The 23641-nt window shown below is 60.2% G+C and carries 22 protein-coding genes and 1 tRNA gene; 14 read left to right on the top strand and 9 right to left on the bottom strand.

The window, feature by feature from the left end; genetic code table 11:
- The first annotated feature begins 14 nt into the window (after window positions 1–14).
- Complete coding sequence (locus FHT79_RS14495) at window positions 15–1490, top strand: DUF1254 domain-containing protein (protein WP_246714000.1); 1476 nt, start codon at window positions 15–17, stop codon at window positions 1488–1490.
- On the opposite strand, the gene FHT79_RS32395 is transcribed toward FHT79_RS14495, so the two are convergent.
- Complete coding sequence (locus FHT79_RS32395; RefSeq protein ID WP_280949754.1) at window positions 1487–1615, bottom strand: hypothetical protein; 129 nt, start codon at window positions 1613–1615, stop codon at window positions 1487–1489. The two genes, FHT79_RS14495 and FHT79_RS32395, sit on opposite strands and share 4 nt — an antisense overlap.
- On the opposite strand from FHT79_RS32395, the gene FHT79_RS14490 reads away from it, so the two are divergent.
- Window positions 1605–2618 carry a L,D-transpeptidase gene (locus FHT79_RS14490; protein WP_183903524.1) on the top strand — a complete coding sequence of 338 codons (1014 nt, stop codon included), beginning with the start codon at window positions 1605–1607 and terminating at the stop codon, window positions 2616–2618. The two genes, FHT79_RS32395 and FHT79_RS14490, sit on opposite strands and share 11 nt — an antisense overlap.
- A 31-nt stretch (window positions 2619–2649) precedes the next feature.
- Here the strand turns inward: FHT79_RS14490 and FHT79_RS14485 are convergent, their stop codons facing one another.
- Window positions 2650–3441 carry a phenylalanine 4-monooxygenase gene (locus tag FHT79_RS14485; protein WP_183903523.1) on the bottom strand — a complete coding sequence of 264 codons (792 nt, stop codon included), beginning with the start codon at window positions 3439–3441 and terminating at the stop codon, window positions 2650–2652.
- Window positions 3442–3564: 123 nt separating this feature from the next.
- Between FHT79_RS14485 and FHT79_RS14480 the strand changes: the two genes are divergently transcribed.
- The gene (locus FHT79_RS14480) at window positions 3565–4026 is read left to right on the top strand and encodes an Lrp/AsnC family transcriptional regulator (protein WP_029867957.1); all 462 of its coding nucleotides are present in this window, start codon (window positions 3565–3567) and stop codon (window positions 4024–4026) included.
- Window positions 4027–4063: 37 nt separating this feature from the next.
- Here FHT79_RS14480 and FHT79_RS14475 read toward each other — a convergent pair whose 3' ends face one another.
- Window positions 4064–4543, bottom strand: a complete 480-nt coding sequence (locus FHT79_RS14475; RefSeq protein ID WP_029867958.1) for an Lrp/AsnC family transcriptional regulator — start codon at window positions 4541–4543, stop codon at window positions 4064–4066.
- A gap of 129 nt (window positions 4544–4672) precedes the next feature.
- Between FHT79_RS14475 and hppD the strand changes: the two genes are divergently transcribed.
- From hppD to FHT79_RS14450, 5 genes are all read left to right on the top strand, one after another.
- Window positions 4673–5782 (top strand): 4-hydroxyphenylpyruvate dioxygenase, encoded by a 1110-nt coding sequence (gene hppD / locus FHT79_RS14470; protein WP_183903522.1) that lies wholly within the window; start codon window positions 4673–4675, stop codon window positions 5780–5782.
- 66 nt (window positions 5783–5848) lie between these two features.
- The gene (gene hmgA / locus FHT79_RS14465) at window positions 5849–7210 is read left to right on the top strand and encodes a homogentisate 1,2-dioxygenase (protein ID WP_183903521.1); all 1362 of its coding nucleotides are present in this window, start codon (window positions 5849–5851) and stop codon (window positions 7208–7210) included.
- 40 nt (window positions 7211–7250) lie between these two features.
- Entirely contained in the window at window positions 7251–8276 is a 1026-nt protein-coding gene (locus FHT79_RS14460) for a fumarylacetoacetate hydrolase family protein (RefSeq protein ID WP_183903520.1), read from the top strand.
- A complete protein-coding gene (maiA, locus tag FHT79_RS14455; protein ID WP_183903519.1) occupies window positions 8273–8905 on the top strand; it encodes a maleylacetoacetate isomerase in 633 nt (210 codons plus the stop codon). The genes FHT79_RS14460 and maiA overlap by 4 nt, the downstream gene beginning before the upstream one ends.
- A gap of 352 nt (window positions 8906–9257) precedes the next feature.
- A complete protein-coding gene (locus FHT79_RS14450) occupies window positions 9258–10583 on the top strand; it encodes a hypothetical protein (RefSeq protein WP_183903518.1) in 1326 nt (441 codons plus the stop codon).
- Between the two features lie 270 nt (window positions 10584–10853).
- On the opposite strand, the gene FHT79_RS14445 is transcribed toward FHT79_RS14450, so the two are convergent.
- Window positions 10854–14672 carry a vitamin B12-dependent ribonucleotide reductase gene (locus FHT79_RS14445; RefSeq protein ID WP_183903517.1) on the bottom strand — a complete coding sequence of 1273 codons (3819 nt, stop codon included), beginning with the start codon at window positions 14670–14672 and terminating at the stop codon, window positions 10854–10856.
- 122 nt (window positions 14673–14794) lie between these two features.
- On the opposite strand from FHT79_RS14445, the gene FHT79_RS14440 reads away from it, so the two are divergent.
- Window positions 14795–15076, top strand: a complete 282-nt coding sequence (locus tag FHT79_RS14440) for a hypothetical protein (RefSeq protein ID WP_183903516.1) — start codon at window positions 14795–14797, stop codon at window positions 15074–15076.
- 186 nt (window positions 15077–15262) lie between these two features.
- Here FHT79_RS14440 and FHT79_RS14435 read toward each other — a convergent pair whose 3' ends face one another.
- The 4 genes from FHT79_RS14435 to FHT79_RS14420 form a co-directional block, all read right to left on the bottom strand.
- Entirely contained in the window at window positions 15263–15853 is a 591-nt protein-coding gene (locus FHT79_RS14435) for a hypothetical protein (RefSeq protein WP_029867965.1), read from the bottom strand.
- A 193-nt stretch (window positions 15854–16046) separates the two neighbouring features.
- The gene (gene gpt, locus FHT79_RS14430) at window positions 16047–16541 is read right to left on the bottom strand and encodes a xanthine phosphoribosyltransferase (protein WP_029867966.1); all 495 of its coding nucleotides are present in this window, start codon (window positions 16539–16541) and stop codon (window positions 16047–16049) included.
- A gap of 243 nt (window positions 16542–16784) precedes the next feature.
- Window positions 16785–17627 (bottom strand): universal stress protein, encoded by an 843-nt coding sequence (locus FHT79_RS14425; protein WP_029867968.1) that lies wholly within the window; start codon window positions 17625–17627, stop codon window positions 16785–16787.
- 107 nt (window positions 17628–17734) lie between these two features.
- Window positions 17735–18511, bottom strand: a complete 777-nt coding sequence (locus FHT79_RS14420; protein WP_183903515.1) for a competence/damage-inducible protein A — start codon at window positions 18509–18511, stop codon at window positions 17735–17737.
- Between the two features lie 261 nt (window positions 18512–18772).
- On the opposite strand from FHT79_RS14420, the gene wrbA reads away from it, so the two are divergent.
- Together wrbA and FHT79_RS14410 are read left to right on the top strand one after the other, a co-directional pair.
- A complete protein-coding gene (gene wrbA, locus FHT79_RS14415) occupies window positions 18773–19369 on the top strand; it encodes an NAD(P)H:quinone oxidoreductase type IV (RefSeq protein ID WP_097594658.1) in 597 nt (198 codons plus the stop codon).
- A gap of 149 nt (window positions 19370–19518) precedes the next feature.
- A tRNA-Leu gene (locus FHT79_RS14410) sits at window positions 19519–19603 on the top strand.
- A 271-nt stretch (window positions 19604–19874) separates the two neighbouring features.
- On the opposite strand, the gene FHT79_RS14405 is transcribed toward FHT79_RS14410, so the two are convergent.
- The gene (locus FHT79_RS14405; protein ID WP_097594657.1) at window positions 19875–20249 is read right to left on the bottom strand and encodes a VanZ family protein; all 375 of its coding nucleotides are present in this window, start codon (window positions 20247–20249) and stop codon (window positions 19875–19877) included.
- A 180-nt stretch (window positions 20250–20429) separates the two neighbouring features.
- Here FHT79_RS14405 and ilvA point away from each other — a divergent pair, with 180 nt between their 5' ends.
- The 3 genes from ilvA (at window position 20430) to FHT79_RS14390 (ending at window position 23569) form a co-directional block, all read left to right on the top strand.
- Window positions 20430–21680: a threonine ammonia-lyase gene (gene ilvA, locus FHT79_RS14400; protein ID WP_097594656.1), complete on the top strand. Its 1251-nt coding sequence runs from the start codon at window positions 20430–20432 to the stop codon at window positions 21678–21680.
- Between the two features lie 37 nt (window positions 21681–21717).
- Window positions 21718–22044, top strand: coding sequence for an HlyU family transcriptional regulator (locus tag FHT79_RS14395; RefSeq protein ID WP_029867973.1), 327 nt, complete (start codon window positions 21718–21720; stop codon window positions 22042–22044).
- Between the two features lie 253 nt (window positions 22045–22297).
- Entirely contained in the window at window positions 22298–23569 is a 1272-nt protein-coding gene (locus FHT79_RS14390) for a GGDEF domain-containing protein (protein WP_183903514.1), read from the top strand.
- Window positions 23570–23641 lie beyond the last annotated feature (72 nt).

Here is a 23641-nt window from a genome sequence, read left to right as displayed (position 1 = left end):
GTGAGGAGGACGCGATGAGATCGAGATGTTTTGCCTTTGCCGGCGTGGTTGGAGCAACTTTGGCGGGGCTGTCCTTAAGCGTTGCGGCAGAACCCCTCTCGCTGTCGCCGGTCTGGCAGCTTTCCATGCCGTCAGGCCCGGACAGCGGGATGGAGATCACGGAACAATACGCACGGATGGTGGCGCGCGACGCCTACTTCTGGGCCTGGCCGATGATCAACATCTACAATAGACGGCTGGCCTTCGGAAAGGCGCCGAAGGTGGGGCTGATGAATGGGGTGCTGCCGTTCGCGCCGCTGAACAGGCTGTCGATGCTGCACGACTATATCCAGGCGGACCAGCGTTGGGTGGCTTGCCCGAACCAGGACGTGGTCTATGGCGGAGCCATTGCCGCACTCGACCAGACGCCCGTTGTCCTGCAGGTGCCTAACTTCGGCGGCCGCTTCTGGGTCTATCAGGTCGTTGACATCCGCACCGACAGTTTCGCGCAGCTCGGGGCGATGTATGGGACACAACCGGGCTTCTACCTGCTTGCCGGCCCGGACTGGAACGGCGAGGTTCCGAAAGGCATCACCAAGGTCTTCCGGGCGCGCACCCATACGGCCTTCTTTGGTCCGCGCGTATTCATGGACGATACGGCTGAAGACCGCGAGGCAATCCAGAAGGTCATCTCGACGATCGATCTCTATCCGCTCTCCGAATTCGATGGGAAGATGAAGGCGCATGATTGGCGCTCGCTGCCGACGCTTGGCTCGACGACGGCGGAAGGCGGAGCCGCCGAGACCAGATGGGTCTTTCCGGAAACCATCTTCCAGCAATTGCCTGAGGTGATGAGGGATGCGCCGCCGCTGCCGGGCGAGGAGGCGAAATATGCACAGATCCTGGCGGTTCTCGCCGCCGCGCAGCAGGATTCCAAGATCATGGATGCAATGATCGAGGAAGCCGCGAAGGCCGAAACGGAGTTGGTGGAGCCGCTGCTTCAGTTCCGGAATTGGGGCGTACAGCGCGACGGCCATTGGTCTACCACCGACAATAATGCCGCCTTCGGCACCGACTACTTCACCCGGACGGCGGTGGCCAAATCCAACATCCTGGTGAACGCTCCGACCGAGACCAAGTATCTATATCAGGACCTCGACGAGGAAGGGCAGCGTCTGAGCGGTGCGATGAGCTATACCGTCACGTTTCCCAAGGGCTCCACCCCGCCCGTCAATGGCTTCTGGTCCCTGACGCTTTACGACGCCCAGCACTTTTTCGTGCCAAACGCGCTGTCCCGCTACTCCTTGGGCACGAAGAACAAGACACTCGAATACAATAGCGATGGCTCTCTGACGATCTACGTTCAGCGGATGTCACCAGGCAAGGACAAAGAGTCGAACTGGTTGCCCGCGCCCGCGGGCGAGTTTTCCCTCTATCTCCGCGCCTATTGGCCGCAAACGCCTGTTATGGACGGCACCTGGTCGCCGCCGCCGGTACGCAAAGGCGCCTAAATTTCGAAACGTTGCCAGTGGATGCAGAAGCCGGCCATCCCGCGGAAGGCGTCGCTGTCGCCGGAATTCTCCAACCCCTCTTGCCGCAATGGAACAAGTTGCAGCGCCGGCCATTTGTCGTCCATGAAAACAGCCCTGCCGATGTCGCTGCTCGCTCTCACCATCTCCGTTGGCGGTGCGAGCGCGCGGGAACTCCAACCCGAAGCCATCAATACCGCGTCGATTGCTTCCATTGAGGCAGGCAAGCCCAAGCCCGCAGATCCAGACCCGGCGATCGCCCGCCTTCAGGTTCTGCTCGACCGGGCGGGTTCGTCTCCAGGCGAGATCGATGGCCTCTACGGGGAAAACGTCAGCAAGGCCGTGGCCGGCTTCGAGGCGATGAACAAGCTTCCTGTCGATGGCAGGCTGGATCCGGAAGTCATCTCCCACCTGGAAGGCAATGGCCCGAACGTCGCCCCGATCGTTGAAAGCTACGTCGTTTCGGCGGAGGATGCTGCCGGCCTCGTCGACAAGATCCCCGAGGACTATGGCGAGAAGGCGAAGATGCAGAGCTTGGGATATGTGAACGTTGCCGAGAAGCTGTCCGAGCGCTTCCACATGGGTATCGATCTTCTCAATGCCCTCAACCCGGGTTCGCAGTTCGCTCCCGGCGATACGGTGTGGGTCGTGAACTCAGGTCCGCCGAGGGAAGGAAAGGTCAAGAGGATCGAAGCCGACAAGAAGACGGGGCAGGTGCTCGCCTATGCCGAGGACGGATCACTGCTTGCCGTCTATCCCGCGACGATCGGCAGCGAAGACAATCCGGCGCCGTCGGGCAAGCATAAGGTCAAGGGCGTGGCGAAGATGCCGGTCTACCGATATGACCCGAAGCGCAACTTCAAGCAGGGAAAGAACGACAAGGTCCTGACCATCCCGAAAGGACCGAATGGCCCGGTTGGCACGGTGTGGATCGATCTGACCGAACCGACCTATGGAATCCATGGCACGCCGGAGCCGAAGCTCATCGACAAGGTTGGATCGCATGGCTGTGTGCGGCTGACGAACTGGGACGCCGAAGAACTGGCCGGCATGGTCAAGCCAGGAGTCCTGGTGGACTTCGTCAATCGAAGTGCAGCCACGCCGAAGTGAGGCCCGCACCCGCCGCCTTATCGTCAGCGATTCACGACGCCTTGGCTTCGAAAGCGGGGGCGAAATCACCGAGCGATTTCGCCTTGAGGATCATGCCCTCGATATCCTGTTCCACGATCGCTTCGAGATCGGCGAAGCTGTCGATAACGTAATAGATCGGCTGGAGGATATCGATCCGGTAGGGCGTTCTCAGCACGCTCATGAGATCGAACGGCCGGAACTCGCAGGCCTTGCCTTCCATTGCCGCTTTCGCTTCGCTTGGCGATGAGACGATGCCCGCGCCGAAGCAGCGCCGACCCTGCGGCGTGTTGATCAGGCCGAATTCGACGGTGAACCAGAAGATGCGGAACAGATGCCAGGAATAACCCTTGCCGAGACCGACGGCGGTTTCGCCGAAATGCCGGACGAAATTGGCATAGCTCTGATTGGTGAGCATCGGGCAGTGGCCGAAAACCTCGTGGAACAGGTCCGGTTCCTCGATATAGTCGATATGTTCGCGACGGCGCAGGAAGGTTGCAAGCGGGAATTTGCCTTGCGACAGAAGCTCATAAAAGCGTGAGGGCGGAATGAGGGCCGGCACGCCTTCGACGCCGAAGCCGGTGGTCTCGTTCAGGCGTCTGTTCACATCGAGAAGCTGAGGCACCTTATCAGGCGTCAGTCCCAGCAATTTGACGCCGTCGAGATATTCGCGGCAGGCCGTATCGGCGAGCAGCTTCATCTGACGCCGGTAGAGCTCGCCCCATATTGCATCTTCATCGGGGGTATAGTCATAGAGGCCGTCCGGGCCGGGCGGTTTGGCGGTGTAGCTGCTTTCCTTGGTCATTCGCTGATCCTCCCAGGCACGGCGCTATTCCTGCCATTATGATCCGGGTTTGGAGGATTTTCTTTTCTTTCGTGCTGGCAGTCGCCATATTGTTGGCAAATCTTCCCGAAAGCGGCGCCAAAAATGAAAGAAACTGGGAATTTTCACCGCAAGCTTCTGCAACTCGTTCAGGCCGACGGCAGCCTTTCGCTGGCAGACCTGGCCGAAAAGGCCGGCATGTCGCAGAGTTCGGCTTGGCGGAAGATCCAGGAACTGGAAGCCGACGGCGTCATCCGCAAGCGGGTGACGCTGCTCGATCCCGGCAAACTCGATCTCAAGCTCTGCGTCATTGCGCATGTGACGCTGGAGGATCACCACGAAGAGGCGGTTGCCTCTTTCGCTTCCGTTGTGCTGGAGCGGCCGGAGATCATGGAGTGTTACGCCCTGTCAGGTGCCTTCGACTATATGCTGAAGATCCGGGCGAGGGACGTGGAAAGCTACGAAGCCTTCATGACCCGCTACCTCATGCGCAATCCGCATGTGCGCACCGTCGTCTCGAGCTTCGTGCTGCGCGAGCTGAAATTCTCGACCGAACTGCCGCTCTGATTGAGATGCGTCTGCACAGGGCGATGTTGTCGCCATGTCAATGACCCGGCATGTGCACCGGAAAGCCTTCGAATGTCTTCAGCGTGTCGAGCACGATCGACGTCTTCACATGCTGCACCGACTCGTGCGGCAACAGAACGTCGTTGACGAATTTGGAGAGGTCGGCGAGCCCGCGGGTCGCGACCTTCAGGTGATAGTCCATTTCACCGGTCAAAGCATAGGCTTCGAGAACTTCCGGCAATCCGTTGATCAGCTGCGAAAACCGGCGGGCATTGTCCCGGTTGTGGGTGGCAAGCGTCACCGAAATGACCACCAGCATATCCAGACCCAGCTTCTGCTGATCGAGGTAGGCGCGGTAGCTGCGGATATATCCCTCAGCCTCCAGTCTCGTGCGCCGGCGCGAGCATTGCGACGGTGAAAGCGCGATCCGCTCGCCGAGTTCGTTGTTCGTCAGCCGTCCGTCCTTTTGAAGTTCCTGGAGCAGGCGCAAATCCAATTTATCGAGCTGTTCATCCATTGCGCAAAATCTCCAAAACACTCACGAACCGTGCATAATATCTTCTTGGAGCATGAAGAATGCAAGAACTTTGCGCGCGTTTTGGGCCACACTTTGCACCAGTCAAGGTTCAATCCTCAGGAGGAGAAAATGGGCCCTTTTCCACATGATGCGCCGCCTTCGGAAATCACCACCGACAACCCGGCCGGCACCGACGGCTTCGAATTCGTCGAATTCGCCCATCCCGAGCCCGAGAAGCTCAGCGAGCTCTTCACACGCATGGGCTATGTCGCGGTCGCCAGGCACAAGACCAAGGACATCACCGTCTGGCGCCAGGGTGATATCAACTATGTGCTGAACGCCGAACCCGGCAGCCATGCCGCCCGTTTCGTCGCAAATCATGGTCCCTGCGCCCCGTCGATGGCATGGCGCGTCGTAGACGCCAGGCACGCCTTCGATCATGCGGTGTCGAAGGGCGCGGTTCCCTACGAAGGCAACGACAAGATGCTCGACGTCCCGGCGATCGTCGGCATTGGCGGCTCGCTTCTCTATTTCGTCGAGACCTATGGCGCGAAGGGATCGGTTTACGATGCCGAGTTCGATTGGCTTGGCGAGCGCAACCCGCATCCCCAGGGCATCGGCTTCTATTATCTCGACCATCTCACCCACAATGTCTTTCGCGGCAACATGGACAAGTGGTGGGATTTTTACCGCAACCTGTTCAATTTCAAGCAGATCCACTTCTTCGATATCGATGGCCGCATCACCGGCCTGGTCAGCCGCGCCATCACCTCACCCTGCGGCAAGATCCGCATTCCGCTGAATGAATCGAAGGACGATACGAGCCAGATCGAGGAATATCTGAAAAAGTACCGGGGTGAGGGCATCCAGCACATCGCCGTTGGAACGGAGGACATTTACGACGCCACCGACAGGCTGGCCGACAACGGCCTGCGCTTCATGCCGGGGCCGCCGGAGACCTATTACGACATGTCCTATGAACGGGTGAACGGCCATAGCGAACCGATCGAGCGCATGAAGAAACACGGCATCCTCATAGATGGCGAAGGTGTGGTGAATGGCGGCATGACGAAAATCCTGCTGCAGATATTCTCCAAGACCGTCATCGGCCCGATCTTCTTCGAATTCATCCAGCGTAAGGGCGACGAGGGCTTCGGCGAGGGCAACTTCCGTGCGCTGTTCGAGTCGATCGAGGCCGATCAGATCAAGCGTGGTGTCATCGGCACGGCAGCAGAGTAAACTCACTAGCGCCGCGGGTTTTTTCGGACGCGCGGCGCTGCGGCGTTTTCGGGGAGGAATTGAGCAATGGACCAGACATCGATCCAGGCATCGGACGGTGAAGCCGCGACGGCAAACAAACTGAAATACATGCCGGGCTTCGGCAACGACTTCGAAACCGAGTCACTGCCCGGCGCCTTGCCACAGGGCCAGAACAGCCCGCAGAAATGCAATTACGGCCTTTATGCCGAGCAACTGTCCGGCTCGCCGTTCACGGCGCCGCGCGGCACCAACGAAAGGTCCTGGCTTTATCGCATCCGCCCGAGCGTACGCCACACCCGCCGCTTCTCCAACGCTTCCTATCCGCTCTGGAAAACCGCACCCTGCCTGGAGGAGCATTCGCTTCCTCTCGGTCAGCTTCGCTGGGATCCCATCCCTGCGCCCACGGAGAAGCTGACCTTTCTCGAAGGGGTGCGGACCATCACGACGGCAGGCGATGCCACCACCCAGGTGGGCATGTCAGCCCATGCCTACCTCTTCAATGAGGACATGGTCGACGATTACTTCTTCAACGCCGATGGTGAACTGCTGATCGTGCCGCAGCTCGGCGCCATCAGGGTGTTCACCGAAATGGGCATCATGGATGTCGAGCCGCTGGAAATATGTCTCATCCCGCGCGGCATGATGTTCAAGATTTTGAGGGGCGGTGAACAGACGGTCTGGCGTGGCTATATCTGCGAGAACTACGGCGCGAAATTCACGCTGCCGGATCGCGGCCCGATCGGCGCCAACTGCCTGGCAAACCCGCGTGACTTCAAGACACCCGTCGCCGCTTTCGAAGACAAGGAAACGCCTTGCCGCGTGCATGTGAAGTGGTGCGGAAAATTCTATGTCACGGAGATCGGCCACTCGCCGCTCGATGTGGTCGCCTGGCACGGCAATTACGCGCCTTACAAATATGACCTGCGGACGTTTTCTCCGGTCGGCGCCATCAGCTTCGACCATCCCGATCCGTCGATTTTTTCCGTGCTGACCGCGCCCACCGAAGATGCCGGTACCGCCAATGTCGATTTCGTGATTTTTCCGCCGCGCTGGCTGGTCGCCGAGCATACGTTCCGCCCGCCCTGGTACCACCGGAACATCATGAGCGAATTCATGGGCCTGATCCACGGCCAGTACGACGCCAAGGAGGAGGGTTTCGTGCCGGGCGGCATGAGCCTGCACAACATGATGCTTCCCCACGGGCCGGATGCGCTCGCCTTCGAAAAGGCATCCAATACCGAGCTCAAGCCGGTGAAGCTCGATCACACCATGGCCTTCATGTTCGAGACCCGGTACCCGCAGCAACTGACGAAATATGCGGCCGAGCTCGAAACGCTGCAGGATGACTACCTCGAGTGCTGGGACGGCCTGGAACGCAAGTTCGACGGAACCCCCGGATTCAAGTGAAGCATCAAGCGAAGACATCCTCCAGCACAGGAATTCGGACATGAAACTTGCGACCTTGAAGGACTCTACGCGGGACGGCCGGCTGGTCGTCGTTTCCCGCGACCTGACCCGCTGTTCGGAAGTCGGCCACATCGCCCGCACATTGCAGGCAGCACTCGACGACTGGGCGCATATGGCACCGAGACTTGCATTGATCGCCGAAGGCATCGAGACCGGAGCCCAGCCGACGATCCGCTTTCACGAACATGACGCTACGTCACCTCTACCGCGGGCCTACCAATGGGCCGATGGTTCCGCGTACGTCAACCATGTCGAATTGGTGCGCAAGGCGCGCGGCGCCGAGATGCCGGCGAGCTTCTGGACCGATCCGCTGATCTATCAAGGCGGGTCGGACACTTTCCTCGCCCCGCGCGACCCGATCGTGATGGCCGACGAGGTTTACGGGATCGACATGGAGGGCGAGGTCGCCGTCATCACCGGCGACGTCGCCATGGGTTCCAGCCCGGAAGCGGCGCGCGGCGCGATCCGGCTGGTGACGCTCGTCAACGACGTGTCGCTGCGCGGTCTGATCCCCGACGAACTGGCGAAGGGATTTGGTTTCTTCCAGTCGAAACCGGCCTCGGCATTTTCGCCGGTCGCGGTGACGCCGGACGAGCTTGGAGAGGCCTGGGATGGCGGCAAGCTGCATCTTCCGCTGCTCGTCAGTTTGAACGGCAAGGCCTTCGGCAAGGCGAATGCCGGCATCGACATGACATTCGATTTCGGCCAGCTGATCGCCCATGCCGCCAAAACCCGCCATCTTGCGGCCGGCACGATCATCGGTTCCGGCACTGTTTCCAACAAGCTCGACGGCGGCCCCGGCAAGCCGGTGGACGGTGGCGGAAACGGCTACTCCTGCATTGCCGAACTCCGGATGATCGAGGCCATCGAGACCGGATCGCCGAAGACGCCGTTCATGAAGTTCGGCGATCAGGTCCGCATCGAGATGAAGGATCATGCCGGTCATTCGATCTTCGGGGCGATCGAGCAGACGGTCGAAAAATACGGGGGAGCCGTGCGGCAATGAACGAGGTCGTTCTCTACGACTACTGGCGATCATCGGCGAGCTATCGCGTCCGCATCGCGCTCAATCTCCTGGGCGTCGACTATCGGACCGTGCCGATCAACCTGTTGGAGGGCGCGCACAGGACGCCGGACTATCTCGCGCTCAACCCGCAAGGCTTGGTGCCGACACTGGTGATCAACGGGAAAACACTGACGCAGTCGCTTGCCATCATCGAATATCTCGCCGAAACCCGACCGGAATGCGGATTGCTGCCATCGGATATCGCCGATCGCCAGAAAGTCCGCGCCCTCGCATATGCGGTTGCCATGGACATCCATCCGATCTGCAACCTGCATGTCGTCTCGCATCTGATGACGCTGACAGACAAGACGGATGCCCGTGAGGAATGGATGAAACATTTCATCACCGACGGGCTTCGCAAACTGGAAGCCATGATCGGTGAAGGTGATGGCACGTTCAGCTTCGGAGATACACCGACGATGGCGGACCTCTGTCTCGTTCCCCAGGTCTACAATGCCCGCCGCTGGGGTGTGGATCTGACCGCTTTTACGCGTATCGTCGATATCGACGCCAGATGCGCCGAACTGCCCGCCTTCCAGGCGGCGCATCCTGACCGGGTGAAACCGTAACGGCAGGCCTAACCACACGAAATCCGAAGACGCACTGCCTTTTTCCTGCTGCTCCCACATCAATTGCCGGCACCGCGTCGGATCGCCTGGGCTGGGATCTATCGATCGCGGCGAGCAACCGGCGTTTACCGTGTCTTATCACTTCTGATTGTGCCGCTTGCCAGAAGATCGCCCCTTGTGCATTGATCAGGTTGCTGGGGTAGGTCTGAAATGTTCTCGTCAAAGCTGTTGATCTTCAAACTCGTGATGGACACGGGCTTGATCGCATTGAACGCTGACGGGATTTGATGATCACCCCCGGCAATACATACGTGAGCAAGATATGCTGCGAGTGACGACGGGAGAAATACACGTGCTCGAAGGCTGGAGAAGAATACGGAAATCCGTGTCGTTCATATCGATGCTGCTGGCTTTCGCCGCCCTGGCGCAAGAGACGCATGCGGCAATTTCCTATGAACGTCTCGACGGCGCGCCGGGCAAGCGCGGCCTTGCGATAAAGGGCGCGTTCGAAATCTCCGACGATCCGAAGGCGCTTGTCGACGAGTACAAGCAGTTCCAGCCGGCCTATATTACCTTTGACTCGCCCGGTGGAAACGTGATCGTCGCGATCGAGTTCGGCCGCACCATCCGCGCGTTGAATGCGCGAACGATCCAGCTCAGAGCCGTGGAATGCGCATCGGCTTGCGCCTTCGCCTTCGTCGGTGGCGTTCAAAGATTTGCCGAGCCGGGGTCCATCGGCGTGCATCGGGTTTCCCTATCCGACGATGCCGCCATGGACAGCAAATTGGCAGTCTCGTCGGTTCAATCGCTGACCGGCGAGATCATCGGATATCTGACCGACATGGGGGTGAGCCCCAATCTGCTGCAGCTCAGCCTGTCGATCGACAGCACCGACATAAGGTATCTGACCTCCGCGGAAATGCGAGACTGGAATATCGTCACGCCCGAAGATATGCGCTCGCCATCGTCAAGCGCGCCGCCACCGCCGGACGCCGCGCCGCAGGTGAGCGCAGCACCCGCCGTCATGCCATCAGACCCAAGCGCTTCCGAGGAGGTCGCCGCATCCGCACCCGGCGACCTGACCACGGAGGCGGTTGATTTCGTCAACCGATACAATGACGAATGGTCGAAAGACAGCGCTTCGGCGCTTGATTTCATGAAGAGCGTCTATGCCGATCAGGTTTCCTTCTTCGGGACCGTGGTCGACAAAGACGTCGTCTTGAAAGACAAGGCGGCCTTCGCCCAACGCTGGCCAGAGCGCATGTACAGCGTCAAACCCGGCTCCGTGACCGCCAGCTGCGCCGGAAAATGCGAAATGTCAGGAATTGTCGAATGGTTTGCCCGAAACCGGGATACAGGTAGGACAACTTCCGGGATGGCGGAATTCTCTTTCGTGTGGAACACCGCCTCCCTGCAGATCGAGTCCGAGACCGGAAAGGTGATCGCCACAGACAAAGGAGCCAAAGCGCCGGATCGGTTGATCCAGCAGTGGATAGGACTGGACGACATCTGCCGCGGCAGCACCGATCGCTACGGCATCGAGACGGAGCGGGCCTGCAAACGGCGCGAGCAGATCAGTCCGCTGCTCAATCGCGTTGACTGGTGCTATGGCCATGAGGATGAAGCCGGAATGGATATGCAATGGCACAAATGCGATGCCAACTCCCGTAGGTATTGAGATTAAGTATGCCGGACCGGAAGCGAACGTTGAAGGGTCCTTGGCCGCGCTTCTCCGGAATGACCAGCGCCGAGGCGGTTTCACGGTCGGCTGCGGCGAGCGCGGAGTAGAAGGCAAGAAGACCACGGGGTCTATCTCGAGCTTCAAACGAGTGGCGATCGTCTCGGCCAAATAAAAAGCCGCCGGCAGCTGACTGTCGGCGGCTTTTGACTATCGATCAGTTTGTGTCGGACGCCTTTCAACGGGGCGCGCTAGACAACAAACGCCCACTCAGCTGCACCCACTCGTAGCACCGCAAGTGTCGCACTTCTCACACGTCCCATTCCGCACCATCGTGAAGTTCTGGCACTCCGAGCACATGTTGCCGGTATAGCCCTGCATGATCGAGCGCTGGCGGCGTTCGGCCTCCCGCTTCTTGGCTTCGGATTTCGCCGTGGCCGCGTCGGCCGCCGCCTTGTCGGAGAAGAGGGCGGTTGCGTCGCTGGTGATTTCGTCGATCACCTCTTCGGCAATCTCTTCCGCCAGTTCCTTGGCGCGCTCCTCATAGTCGCGCTTGAAGGCGACGATTTCGGAGGTGGAGATGGCGACCGTCGGCTCCAGCTTGCGGGCGGCACTGCCGGCAAAGGCAGTCACGGTACCGGTGGAAGCGGCGCGGGCAGGGGCGGCAGTCGCCGCACCCTTGGGCTCGGCCGCTGCCTGACGTTCGCCGCCGGTGCCGGAGACCAGCGTCGGCTTGTAGCCGCGGGTCCAGCCGGTGGAGAGCAGGTTGGTCTTGCCTTCCTGGATGCCCTTGCCGAGCGCGGTGTTGGAGAAGTCGGACGTATCGACATGCGCCAGGTCGTGGCGGCCGAGATAGGAGACGGCAAGTTCGCGGAAGACGTAGTCGAGGATCGACGTGGCGTTCTTGATCGCATCATTGCCGATGACCATGCCGGCCGGCTCGAACTTGGTGAAGGTGAAGGCCTCGACATATTCCTCGAGCGGCACGCCATATTGCAGGCCGAGCGAGATGGCGATGGCGAAATTGTTCATCATCGCGCGGAAGGCAGCGCCTTCCTTGTGCATGTCGATGAAGATCTCGCCGAGGCGGCCGTCGCCGAATTCGCCGGTGCGGAGATAGACCTTGTGTCCGCCGACGGCGGCCTTCTGGGTGTAGCCCTGGCGGCGGTTCGGCAGCTTCTCGCGTTCGCGCGAAACGCGTTCGATCACCCGCTCGATGATCTTCTCGGTGATGGTGACGGCCTGGGCGGCGACCGGCGCCTGCAGCAGTTCCTCCAGCGCATCCTCGTCATCCTCGTCTTCGATCAGCGAGGCATTGAGCGGCTGCGACAGCTTCGAGCCGTCGCGATAGAGCGCGTTGGCCTTGAGGCCGAGCTTCCAGGAGAGCAGGTAGGCGTTCTTGCAATCCTCGACGGTCGCCTCGTTCGGCATGTTGATCGTCTTGGAAATCGCACCCGAGATGAACGGCTGGGCCGCCGCCATCATGCGGATATGGCTTTCCACAGAGAGGTAGCGCTTACCGATCTTGCCGCAGGGATTGGCGCAATCGAAGACCGGCAGATGCTCATTCTTGAGGAAGGGCGCGCCTTCCAGCGTCATCGCACCGCAGACATGGATGTTGGCGGCTTCGATGTCCTTCTTCGAGAAGCCGATATGGTCGAGCAGGCTGAAGCTCATGTCGGACAGCTGTTCGTCGGAAACCTTCAGCGTGTCCTTCAGGAAGTCGGCGCCGAGCGTCCACTGGTTGAAGACGAACTTGATGTCGAAGGCGCTCTTCAGCGCGGCATTGACGGCTTCCACCTTCTCGTCGGTGAAGCCCTTGGTCTTCAGCGTCGACGGGTTGATCGCCGGCGCCTGGTTCAGGTTGCCGTGGCCGACGGCATAGGCCTCGATCTCGGCGATCTGGCTCTCGGAATAGCCGAGCGTGCGCAGCGCTTCGGGCACGGCGCGGTTGATGATCTTGAAGTAGCCGCCGCCGGCGAGCTTCTTGAACTTGACGAGGGCGAAGTCGGGCTCGATGCCGGTGGTGTCGCAATCCATGACGAGACCGATCGTGCCGGTGGGCGCGATGACCGAGACCTGGGCGTTGCGATAGCCGTGCTGTTCGCCGAGTTCGAGCGCCTTGTCCCAGGCCGATTTGGCGTGGGCGACGAGATCCTGGTCCGGGTTTTCCGAATGGATCAGCGCGACCGGGTTGATCGACAGGGCCTCATAGCCGGAGGTTTCGCCATGGGCGGCGCGGCGATGGTTGCGGATGACCCGCAGCATGCTCTCGCGGTTCGGCGCGAAGTTCGGGAAGGGCCCGAGTTCGGCAGCCATTTCGGCCGAGGTCGCATAGCAGACGCCGGTCATGATCGCGGTCAACGAACCGGCAATGGCGCGGGCCTCGGTGGAGTCGTAGGGAATGCCCGACGACATCAGCAGGCCGCCGATATTGGCGTAGCCAAGGCCGAGCGTGCGGTATTCGTAGGAGAGTTCGGCAATGCGCTTCGACGGGAACTGCGCCATCATCACTGAGACTTCGAGCACGACGGTCCACAGGCGAACGGCATGTTCGTAATCGGCAATGTTGATGCGCTTGGTGGCCTTGTCCTTGAACTGCAGAAGGTTCAGCGAGGCAAGGTTGCAGGCCGTGTCGTCGAGGAACATATATTCCGAGCACGGGTTCGAGCCGCGGATCGGGCCGCCGGCCGGCGAAGTGTGCCAGTCGTTCATCGTCGTGTTGAAGTGGATGCCCGGATCGGCCGAGGCCCAGGCAGCGTAGGAAATCGTTTCCCAGAGATCGCGCGCCTTCAGCGTCTTCATCACCCTGCCGTCCTTGCGGGCGGTCAGGTTCCATTCGCCATCATTCTCGACGGCGCGCAGGAAGTCGTCCTTGATCGAGACGGAGTTGTTGGAGTTCTGGCCCGATACCGTGAGGTAGGCTTCCGAATCCCAATCCGTATCGTAGGTCTTGAACTGGAGATCCTTGTAGCCCTGGCGGGCGAACTGGATGACGCGCTGGACATAGTTCTCCGGAACCTGATCCTTCTTGGCAGCGCGGATTTCGCGCTTCAGGGCAGGGTTCTTGGCCGGGTCGAAGCAATCGCCGTTGTCGCCGCCTTCACAATTGAAGCAGGCCTTCATGATCGCCTTCAGATGCTTAGCGACGACCTTCGAGCCGGTGACAAGGGCCGCGACCTTCTGCTCTTCCTTGACCTTCCAGTTGATGTATTCCTCGATATCGGGATGGTCGATATCGACGACCACCATCTTGGCGGCGCGGCGCGTCGTGCCGCCCGATTTGATGGCGCCGGCGGCGCGGTCGCCGATCTTCAGGAAGCTCATCAGGCCGGAGGAACGGCCGCCGCCGGAAAGCTTTTCGCCTTCGCCGCGCAGCATCGAGAAGTTGGAGCCGGTGCCGGAGCCGTATTTGAACAGGCGCGCTTCACGCACCCAGAGGTCCATGATGCCGCCTTCGTTGACGAGATCGTCCTCGACCGACTGGATGAAGCAGGCATGCGGCTGCGGATGTTCGTAGGCCGACTTGGACTTGGTCAGCTTGCCGGTGAAGGGGTCGACATAGAAATGGCCCTGGCCGGGGCCGTCGATGCCATAGGCCCAATGCAGGCCGGTGTTGAACCATTGCGGAGAGTTCGGGGCGACGCGCTGGGTGGCGAGCATATAGGCAAGCTCGTCCTTGAAGGCCGCGGCATCTTCCTCGGAGGAGAAATAGCCGCCCTTCCAGCCCCAATAGGTCCAGGTGCCGGCAAGACGGTCGAAGACTTGGCGCGCATCGATTTCGGAGCCGGTCTGCTCATCCTTCGGCAGGGTCTTCAGCGCAGCATCGTCGGGAACGGAGCGCCACAGGAAGGAGGGAACGTCGTTTTCCTCGACCTTCTTCAGCCGGGTGGGAACGCCGGCCTTGCGGAAATACTTCTGCGCCAGAACGTCGGTCGCGACCTGGGAGAACTGCGAGGGAACGTCGATATTCTCGAGGCGGAACACGATCGAACCGTCGGGGTTCTTGATCTCGCTCGTCGCCTTGCGGAATTCGATATCCGCATAGGCGCCTTGGCCGGCCTTCGTGAAACGACGTTCGATGCGCATGGTCTTGACCTCGTGTTGGCGCCCGATCCCCAGCGACCGGGGCGCAAAATTCCTATCCGGCGGCACTTTGTCGTGGTGCAGCCAGCCTCGTTTCCGTATCGTGACAGGGGTGTCATCCGGAGATGTCCTTCCTGTATCTTGTGGTGATGGTGGCTGCAAACGCTAAATATAGTATTAACAGCTTATTATCGCCAGTCCCGACGTCACTTTTTTTGGAGGCTGAAAACCGCGCAGAGAACCTGTCGGGTCTGAACCGCTCCCGGTGCATCACCCTGATTCTGCGTCCTGATTTTCAAAAGGGAACCGGGCTCGTTACCTCCGGTCCTGTCGCCGCCGCAACATCGAAAACAGTAAAGTTTGAAACAGCTGATTCCGTCAAGGGCTGGCTTTTAATTGATTGCTAACCACAACATCTTGTGGATGCGCCTGTGGAGATTGGGGAAAGCCGGGGAGCGCTGAAATTACAATGGCTTGCAGGCGTTGCCGGCTAAGGAAAAGGCCAGAACGATAAAAAAGCGCCCTGCGGCAAATCTTGTGATGGCATTTCCGGCGCAAATGCGCATGGCGATTCGGCGAGAAAACGAGCGGTCTTAAAGCGCGTCGATGGCGATGGTAACGGTGGCCACGCCGATCGGCCTGTTCTCTTCGTCCATGACGACGAAGCTCGCCTGCGTCTCGAGTATCTGAGTGGATTCGTTGCGCTCGGCCCGGTCGATGAAGACCTCTCGCGAGCCGTTGGCGAAGGTTCTGAGATATTTCTCTTCGTCGCCCTGCCAGTAGTCGGCGGTAATGATGCTCTGCCCGACATTCAGTCCATGACTATCGGTGACGAAAAATTCGACGATCGCTCCCTGCGAGGCGTCCTGCCTGGCTTTCAGATAATGCGACACGGATCTGTCGAGCAGCAGCTTGACCATATGCAGGTGATGCTGATCGACCTCAGATCGGTAAGTGTCATCGAGCACCCGCATATCCATTTCGCTGACATTGCCGAACTCCGCGTTCTGCTCGGCAATGGCCTTCAGCACCAATGGCGTTTCCACCATTGGCCGGATCTGCTTCTCGACATAGTCGCGCACAAGGGGGATATAGGCAGGCTCGGCGCGGACAGGCGTGAGGGAAAACAGACATGCCGCCAGCCCGACGGTCACAACCGCTGCTCTACGCCCCCACCGCGCCATCTTGTTTCCCTATATCACATCGTTTGCTGCACGCTTTAAGCGCAATTTGATGCGATTCGCAGCTGTCGAGTTTATGCGAACACGATAAAATAGATGTGCAGATCCCGATAGCGGATTCAGGAAACCCCGCAGACAAAAACTGGAACAATTTCAAGTGGTAAATACGAAGGCCGCGCGCTGTGATCGGTGGCGATCAGCCTGCGCCTTTGGCGATCGGCTCCTGATAGGTGAAGCCCATGTCCCAGGGGAAGTAGATCCAGGTGTCCTGGCTCACCTCGGTGACGAAGGTGTCGACCGTCGGCACGCCCTTCGGCTTGGCATAGACGCAAGCAAAATGCGCCCTCGGCAGCATGGCGCGCACCTGGGCGGCGGTCTTGCCGGTATCCGTCAGGTCGTCGACGACGAGCACGCCTTCGCCGCCATTTTCCTGAAGTTCGGGCGCGATCCCCTTGAGCAGCACCATGTCGCCCTGGTTGACATAATCATGATAGGAGGCGACGCAGACGGTCTCGATCAGCCGGATGTTCAGCTCGCGTGAGATGATCGCCGCCGGAACGAGGCCGCCGCGGGTGATGCAGACGATCGCCTTGAACGCCTGATTGAGGCCGGCTAGCCGCCAGGCAAGGGCGCGTGCATCGCGGTGGAACTGATCCCAGGAAACGGGAAAGGCTTTATCGGGAAGGGACATTCGGGCTGCTCCGCGGCATGAAAAACGATACGCCGTTTGCCGGCGACCGGATGGGCTTGGAACGGCGATCGGCAAAACGAGAAATCGCGTAGCCGAAACTGCGCGAAATCGCGAGCTGCAGCTGCGCGAGATCGCGAGCTGCACTGCGCGAGTTGTGGCCGAGGCTCGAAGCTCTCATCGGTCGCTGCAATTAGCGGGATTTGCCGGCAAAACGCAAGAGCAGCAATGATTGCGGCAAGAGGATCATCGCGACAACAGGGTCAGCGCCGTCATCGATTGCAGCAAGCTCTTCGTCGTGCCGCCGAAGATCATCTGCCAGAGCCAGGAATGCGTATAGGCGCCCATGACGAGAAGATCGATGCTGCTGTCCGAAAGCCGGTTCTCGATGACATGCGACGCGTTCTTGTCCACACTTTGGGCCGTCGAAAGCGTCGTCTTCACGCCATGACGGGCGAGTGTGGCGGCAATCTCGGCACCGGCTGTGAGCGGCGATTGCAGCGCCGTGTCGGCCGGATCGACCGAAAAGATCTCCACCTCCTCGGCGGCTTTGAGGATCGGCAACGCGTCGAAGGTCGCGCGCGCCACCTCCTTCGAGCCGTTCCAGGCGATCAGCACGCGTTTGATCGGCTTCGGCTGGCGGATGATATAGGGGATCATCAGCACCGGCCGGCCGGTTTCGAAAAGGAAGCTGTCGACGTCGACTTGGCTGTCGGAAGGTTTGGCCGGATCGGCCTGCGAGGCGATCAGAAGGTCGGCGCTACGTGCACTTTCGATCAGCGGCGCTGAGCCGTAGCCGGTTGAGGTCGCAAAGCTGCGCCACTCGTAGGAGGCGCCTGTCGCAGCCGCTTTTGCCCGGAAGATGCGCTCAACCGCGAGCGTTTCGCTATGCGCCATGTCCTGCAGCGCCTGCACGGCGACGGGATCCGGGATTTCCATCGGCGCCACCAGCGGCACGGCGGAAATGATTTCAGCATGCAGGCCGATCACATGGGCGCCGCTTTCAGCGGCGATGGCAAAGGCGAAATCGGCAACTGCAGCACTATTATCGGATGTATCGAGTATGGCGAGAATGGTTTTGTAAGACATATCAATTCTCCTTGCGCTGAAATGGCGTGCGCGAGGGAAGGAATGCACCGGCCCCTTCTGCTGTTCCTTGACAGGGATCAAGGATGACCCCCGTTCCGGCGTTTCCTTCAAGCCTCGGCAGAATGGTTTTCTGTGATGTCCTTCCTCCGGCGGATGGCTTCGATCATCGCCTGCACCTCGGCGCCGGCCGCATCGATCAGTGCCTGCGAGCGGCCGCGCACGACGATCTCGGTCGAGAATTTCTGGCCGATATAGCGCGGGTAGGAGCCGATGCTGGTTTCCGGATGCGCTTTCTGGATAGCGGTCAAGGGCGTGCCGATTTCACCTTCGCCGTAAGGGCAGGCGATGGCGAGCGACAGCACCGGCGTGCCGGTCCGAAGCGTCGGCAGCACATTGTCGACCATTGCCTGGAAGACCTGCGGGACGCCGGCCATGACATGGACATTGCCGATGATGAAGCCAGGCGCCGTCGAGACGGGATTGGCGATATGCACGGCCCCGCGCGGCATGCGCGCCATGCGCTGGCGGGCTTCGGTGAATTCCATCTCGCGGCGCCGATACATTTCGGCCAGCAGCGTCATTGCCGTTTCGTCGTATTCGCAGGGCAGGCCGAAAGCCTTGGAGATGGCGTCGGCGGTGATGTCGTCATGCGTCGGCCCGATGCCGCCCGAAGTGAAGACGTAATCATATTTGCCGCGAAGCGCGTTCAGCGCCTCGACGATCGCCTCCTCGTCGTCGGCGACGATGCGCACCTCCTTGAGGTCGATGCCGGAAAGCGTGAGCAGATCGGCGAGATGGCCAATATTTTTGTCCTTGGTGCGGCCGGAAAGAAGTTCGTCGCCGATGGCGAGCATGGCGGCGGTGACGACGATGTCTTGGCTCATGGGATGTTCCGTAATGTGAAGCTGGTGAATAGGTAGCGCCGTTCGATCTCTTTGCAAACAGCCGGAGCATTATGCCGCAAGTGCAAGCGGTTATCGGACGGCAGCATCTGCGTCCATTTTGCTGAAATGAAAAGGCAAGTGAATTTTCGTCTACATCAGTTGAACACTGAGTTCTTCAGGCCGGGGCTTTGTTCAAGCAGGCGGGCTGATAGACATCCTCCGGTCACGAAATTCAACCCGATGTTTTAAGAAAGATAGAAGATGGCGAAGGTTCTCGTCCTTTATTATTCGGCTTACGGCCATATCGAAACCATGGCCTATGCCGTCGCCGAAGGCGCGAAGTCGGCCGGTGCCGAGGTCACCGTCAAGCGCGTTCCGGAACTGGTTCCGGAAGACGTCGCCAAGGCTTCCTATTACAAGGTCGATCAGGCAGCTCCGATCGCCACCGTCGACGAACTGGCGGATTATGACGCGATCATCGTCGGCGCCGGCACTCGCTTCGGCACGGTCGCCTCGCAGATGCGCAATTTCTGGGATCAGACGGGCGGCCTCTGGTTCGCCGGCAAGCTCGTCGGCAAGATCGGTTCGGTCTTCACCTCTTCGGCCACCCAGCATGGCGGCCAGGAATCGACCATCCTCGGCTTCATCCCGACCTTCCTGCACCAGGGCATGGTCGTTGCCGGCCTTCCTTATGCCTTCCAGGGCCAGATGGGCACCGAGGAAGTCAAGGGCGGCTCCCCCTACGGCGCGTCCACCATCACCAACGGAGACGGCTCGCGCCAGCCCTCCGAGATCGAGCTGGAAGGCGCGAAATACCAGGGCGCCCATGTTGCCAAGCTGGCCGCCAAGCTCGCCTGATCGTTGATATTGACATGATGAAGGGTGCGGCGGGCGTGAGGCTCGCCGCGCCTTATTCGTTTTCGTTGGCGCAGCCGACAAAACGAGCAGAATTTACGCCTCGCGGCTCTTCCCATCGCCAATGACGCAAGATATTGAAAACGCAGCAAGCGGGCGTGGCGAAACTGGTAGACGCAAGGGACTTAAAATCCCTCGGCCTTGGCTGTACGGGTTCGACCCCCGTCGCCCGCACCATCTTCACAATCCTGTTTGAATATGCCTGTATTTTGTGCGTAAAAGCGCGTTGTTGCTTGACAATGACATTTTCGGTGCAAGGATTGCGCCGCGGCGGTTGAGTAAGTGTTGTCTTGTGGGAGTAAGACGATGGTTTACGATTGGAGTGGGGCGAGGGTTCGGCGCATCCGAATCTTCAAGACCAGTGTCGCACTTGTTCTGGGAACTGCGATGGCTGCAATACCACTGTTCTTTTGGGCAGTGCAGTTGCGCGCTTTCTAAGCTGGGACAATCAGCGTTCCGCTAGGGGAAGCGCGTTGGGCGCTTTCGTGTCGCGCCGCCTGTTGATCACCCAGCCGGCGAGCAGCCCGACGGCGGCACCCATGGCCTTGATACCCGCGTCATGCAGGCGCGGATGCCGCGTCGGCGAGAAGTACTGCAAATATTCGATGCCAACCGCACCGGCGATCAGCAGCACCGCCACCAATTTCCACTGTTTCGGATAGGCGAGCGCAAAGGCAAGGCCGAGGAGAACATAGGCGCTTGCGCGATCGGTATTGACCGTCGTCACTGTATCCGGCCTCAGCCCGATCGGTGAAACCGTGACGACGAGGATGAAGGCGAGCAGCAGCCAGGCGAGCGGTTTTGCGAGTTTGAATGTGATCATGGCTTCATATTAGTGGCTGGCCTTTTCATTGACAGTTAAAATCAGTTCATGTGCCGCTGATTTTGCGATTGGCTTAAGAAAAGCTTCCCAGGAGCGAACTGCAAATGGTCGAAGCGGGCTTTCTTTTGCCGGCCGGCCTGTGCCATAGCGGCGCTGCAATCATGAGAATGGATCACGCCCGTGACGAGACTTGATGTCGAAAGCGCCGAAGAGGCAATGCGCAGCCTGTTTCCGGCAACGCCACTGCAGCTGAACGACCATCTGTCGGCCCGCTACGGGGCCGACATCTGGCTGAAGCGCGAGGACCTGTCGCCGGTGCGCTCCTACAAGATCCGCGGCGCCTTCAATTTCTTCCGCAAGGCGATCGGGCAGGGTGCGGCCGGCAAGACTTTCGTCTGCGCCTCGGCCGGCAATCATGCCCAGGGCTTTGCCTTCGTCTGCCGCCATTTCGGCGTGCCGGGCGTCGTCTTCATGCCGGTGACGACACCGCAGCAGAAGATCGACAAGACCCGCATGTTCGGCGCCGAATTCATCACCATCCGGCTGTTCGGCGACTTCTTCGACCAGTGCTACCAGGCCGCCCGCGAACATGTCGAGGCGGTCGGCGGCGTCATGGTGCCGCCCTTCGACCATGAGGACATCATCGAGGGCCAGGCGACGGTCGCCGCGGAAATCATGCAGCAGCTGCCGGAAGGAACGGTGCCCGACATGGTCGTCCTGCCGGTCGGCGGCGGCGGGCTTGCCGCCGGCATCACCGGTTATCTCGACGGCACCGTGCCGAAATCGGCCTTCGTCTTCACTGAACCCGCCGGCGCACCGAGCCTCAGGCGCAGCATCGAGGCGGGCAAGGTGACGACGCTGGCCAAGGTCGACAATTTCGTCGATGGCGCCGCCGTCGCCCGTATCGGCGACCTGAATTTCGCCGCCCTTAGCGATTTCCCGGCGAGCCAGGTGCATCTGATGCCGGAGAACGCCATCTGCGTGACGATTCAGGAGATGCTGAATGTCGAAGGCGTCGTGCTGGAACCGGCCGGCGCCCTGTCGCTGACGGCGATCGCCGCGATGGACGGCCAAACGATCCGCGGCAAGACCATCGTTGCCGTCGTCTCCGGCGGCAATTTCGATTTCGAGCGTCTGCCTGACGTAAAGGAAAGAGCCATGCGTTACGCGGGGCTGAAGAAATACTTCATCCTGCGGCTCGCCCAGCGCCCCGGCGCGCTCAGGGATTTCCTCAATCTGCTCGGTCCCGACGACGATATCGCCCGGTTCGAATATCTGAAGAAATCGGCACGCAACTTCGGCTCGATCCTGATCGGCATCGAAACCAAGGCGCCTGAGAATTTCGCCCGGCTGATCGGAAATTTCGAAGCTGCCGGCATGGGTTACGAGGATATCACCGAAAACGAGATCCTAGCCAACCTGATCATTTGACTTGGCGACAGCGATGCCGTCGTGCTAAAGGCGGAGCATGGCTTCGTTCATTTCAAATATCTTTTCGATGTTCTCCGGCGGCGGCAAACCGGCCACGGAAGCGGCAGGCCCTTCCGGCGAGCCCCAGCTTTACGGCGATTGCACGATCTATGCCGAGCCGCGCAGGGAAGGCAGCCAGTATCGCCTTGCCGGCCGCATTGAAAAGAAGGTCGGCGACGAGGTGCTGGTGCGCAATTTCATTCGCGCCGATCTGTTTTCTTCCTCCGACGACGCGATCGAATGCACGGTGCGCAAGGCGCATCAGATCATCGATCAGCATGGTTCGTCACTCTTTGGTGACGGCGAAAAGATTCGCCAGGTCTGAAATCGGGATCCGCCGGATCAGCACGCGATGCCGGCCCGCAATTATTCTTGTTTATCAATCGGGTGACCCCGGCCCCCCGGCCAGCGAACGCGATCTCACTCACGCAATCTTAAAGGATTGGGGTGAAAGGTATCCTGCAGGATTTGCAGGACGCCCTCGTGTTTGACTTTTTCCGACGATCGACCAAAGGATTCGCTGTCGCGATCGTCGCGCCGGCAGGAGACCGAGGGCGGATGTCCGGAGCCGAGCTATCGTGATGGAGACACTCAACCTCCTTCTCTTCGTCGTCGAAGCCATCGCCTATTTCGCGCTGATGGTGACGCTTCTGCATTTCCGTCATCGGCTCGGTCTCGGGGTTTTCCTGACGGCGCTCGGCGTCATGCATTTCATGGAGACCTATCTGGCGGCGGTCTTCTACGTCTCGCTGCCGTTCGGGGACGTGTCGCCGGGTTCATCCGTCTTCTTCTCCGGCAAGCTGATGATGATCCTGATGCTTTATCTGCAGGAGGATGCCGCGACGGTGCGCCAGCCGATCTATGGCCTGTTCCTCGGTAACCTGCTCACCGTCGGCATCGCCGGGGTGCTGCAGCTGCACCAGCCCCTGCAGATGTCGCCGGACCACACCCCCGACGTCGATTTCCTCAAGGAGATGGGCTGGCTGATGGTCTGGGGCACGGCGCTGCTCTATGTCGATTCCCTCGGCATCATCCTGCTGTACGAAAAACTCGGCGACTTCTTCCGCCGCCGCGTCGTCCTGCGCTTCCTGATTTCAGGCTTCGTGCTGCTGACTTTCGACCAGATCGGCTTCTTTTCCGCGCTGCATTATTTCTTGGGAGTGCCGATCGCCGCCTTCTGGGGCGGCTGGAAGGCAAAGATGTTTGCCGTCTGCCTCTATGCGGCGATGTTCGCCATCTATGAGTATTACATTCGCCGCGGTCGGGCGGCCGTGTCTGCACGCTCGATCAGCGACGTGTTCGGCGACCTGACATTCCGCGAGCGCTACAACGATCTTCTGGAGCGCACCGGCCGCGATATGCTCACCGGCGTCTACGATCGGACGCGCATGGAGATGGAAGCGCCGCTGATGCTGCGCGAGGCGCTGAAGCAGGGCCTGTTCGCCACCGTCCTCATTCTCGATGCCGATCACTTCAAGGATGTCAATGACGGCTACGGCCATCTCCAGGGCGACGAAGTGCTGAAGGCGATCGCCGCCCGATTGGGCACGACGCTGCGGTCCAGCGATCGCGTCTTCCGCTTCGGCGGCGAGGAATTCGTTGCCGTCTGCCCGGGCACTGACCACGAGGAGGGGCTGCGGCTCGCCGAGCGCCTGCGTTGGACGATCGCGACCAGCGTCAAGACGCCGGATGACAGGCCGGTCACCGTCAGTATCGGCGTTGCGACTGCCGATGAGGACGGCGTCGATTTCACCGCCGTGCTGACGGCTGCCGACGGCAGGCTCTACGCGGCCAAGAAGAGCGGCCGCAACTGCGTCGTCGGCCGCTCAGGCGTGGTGAAACTCGGTTAGCCCGGCTGGCCTTAATTTTGAAACTCTTCCCACTTGACTGAACTCGATGTTGAGGATGTTGCTCAAATCGCA

The sequence above is a fragment of the Rhizobium sp. BK212 genome (genome assembly GCF_014197475.1).
Taxonomy (GTDB): domain Bacteria; phylum Pseudomonadota; class Alphaproteobacteria; order Rhizobiales; family Rhizobiaceae; genus Rhizobium; species Rhizobium anhuiense.
Note: the sequence above shows the minus strand (reverse complement) of the source record. Positions and strands in the feature narration are given on the sequence as shown.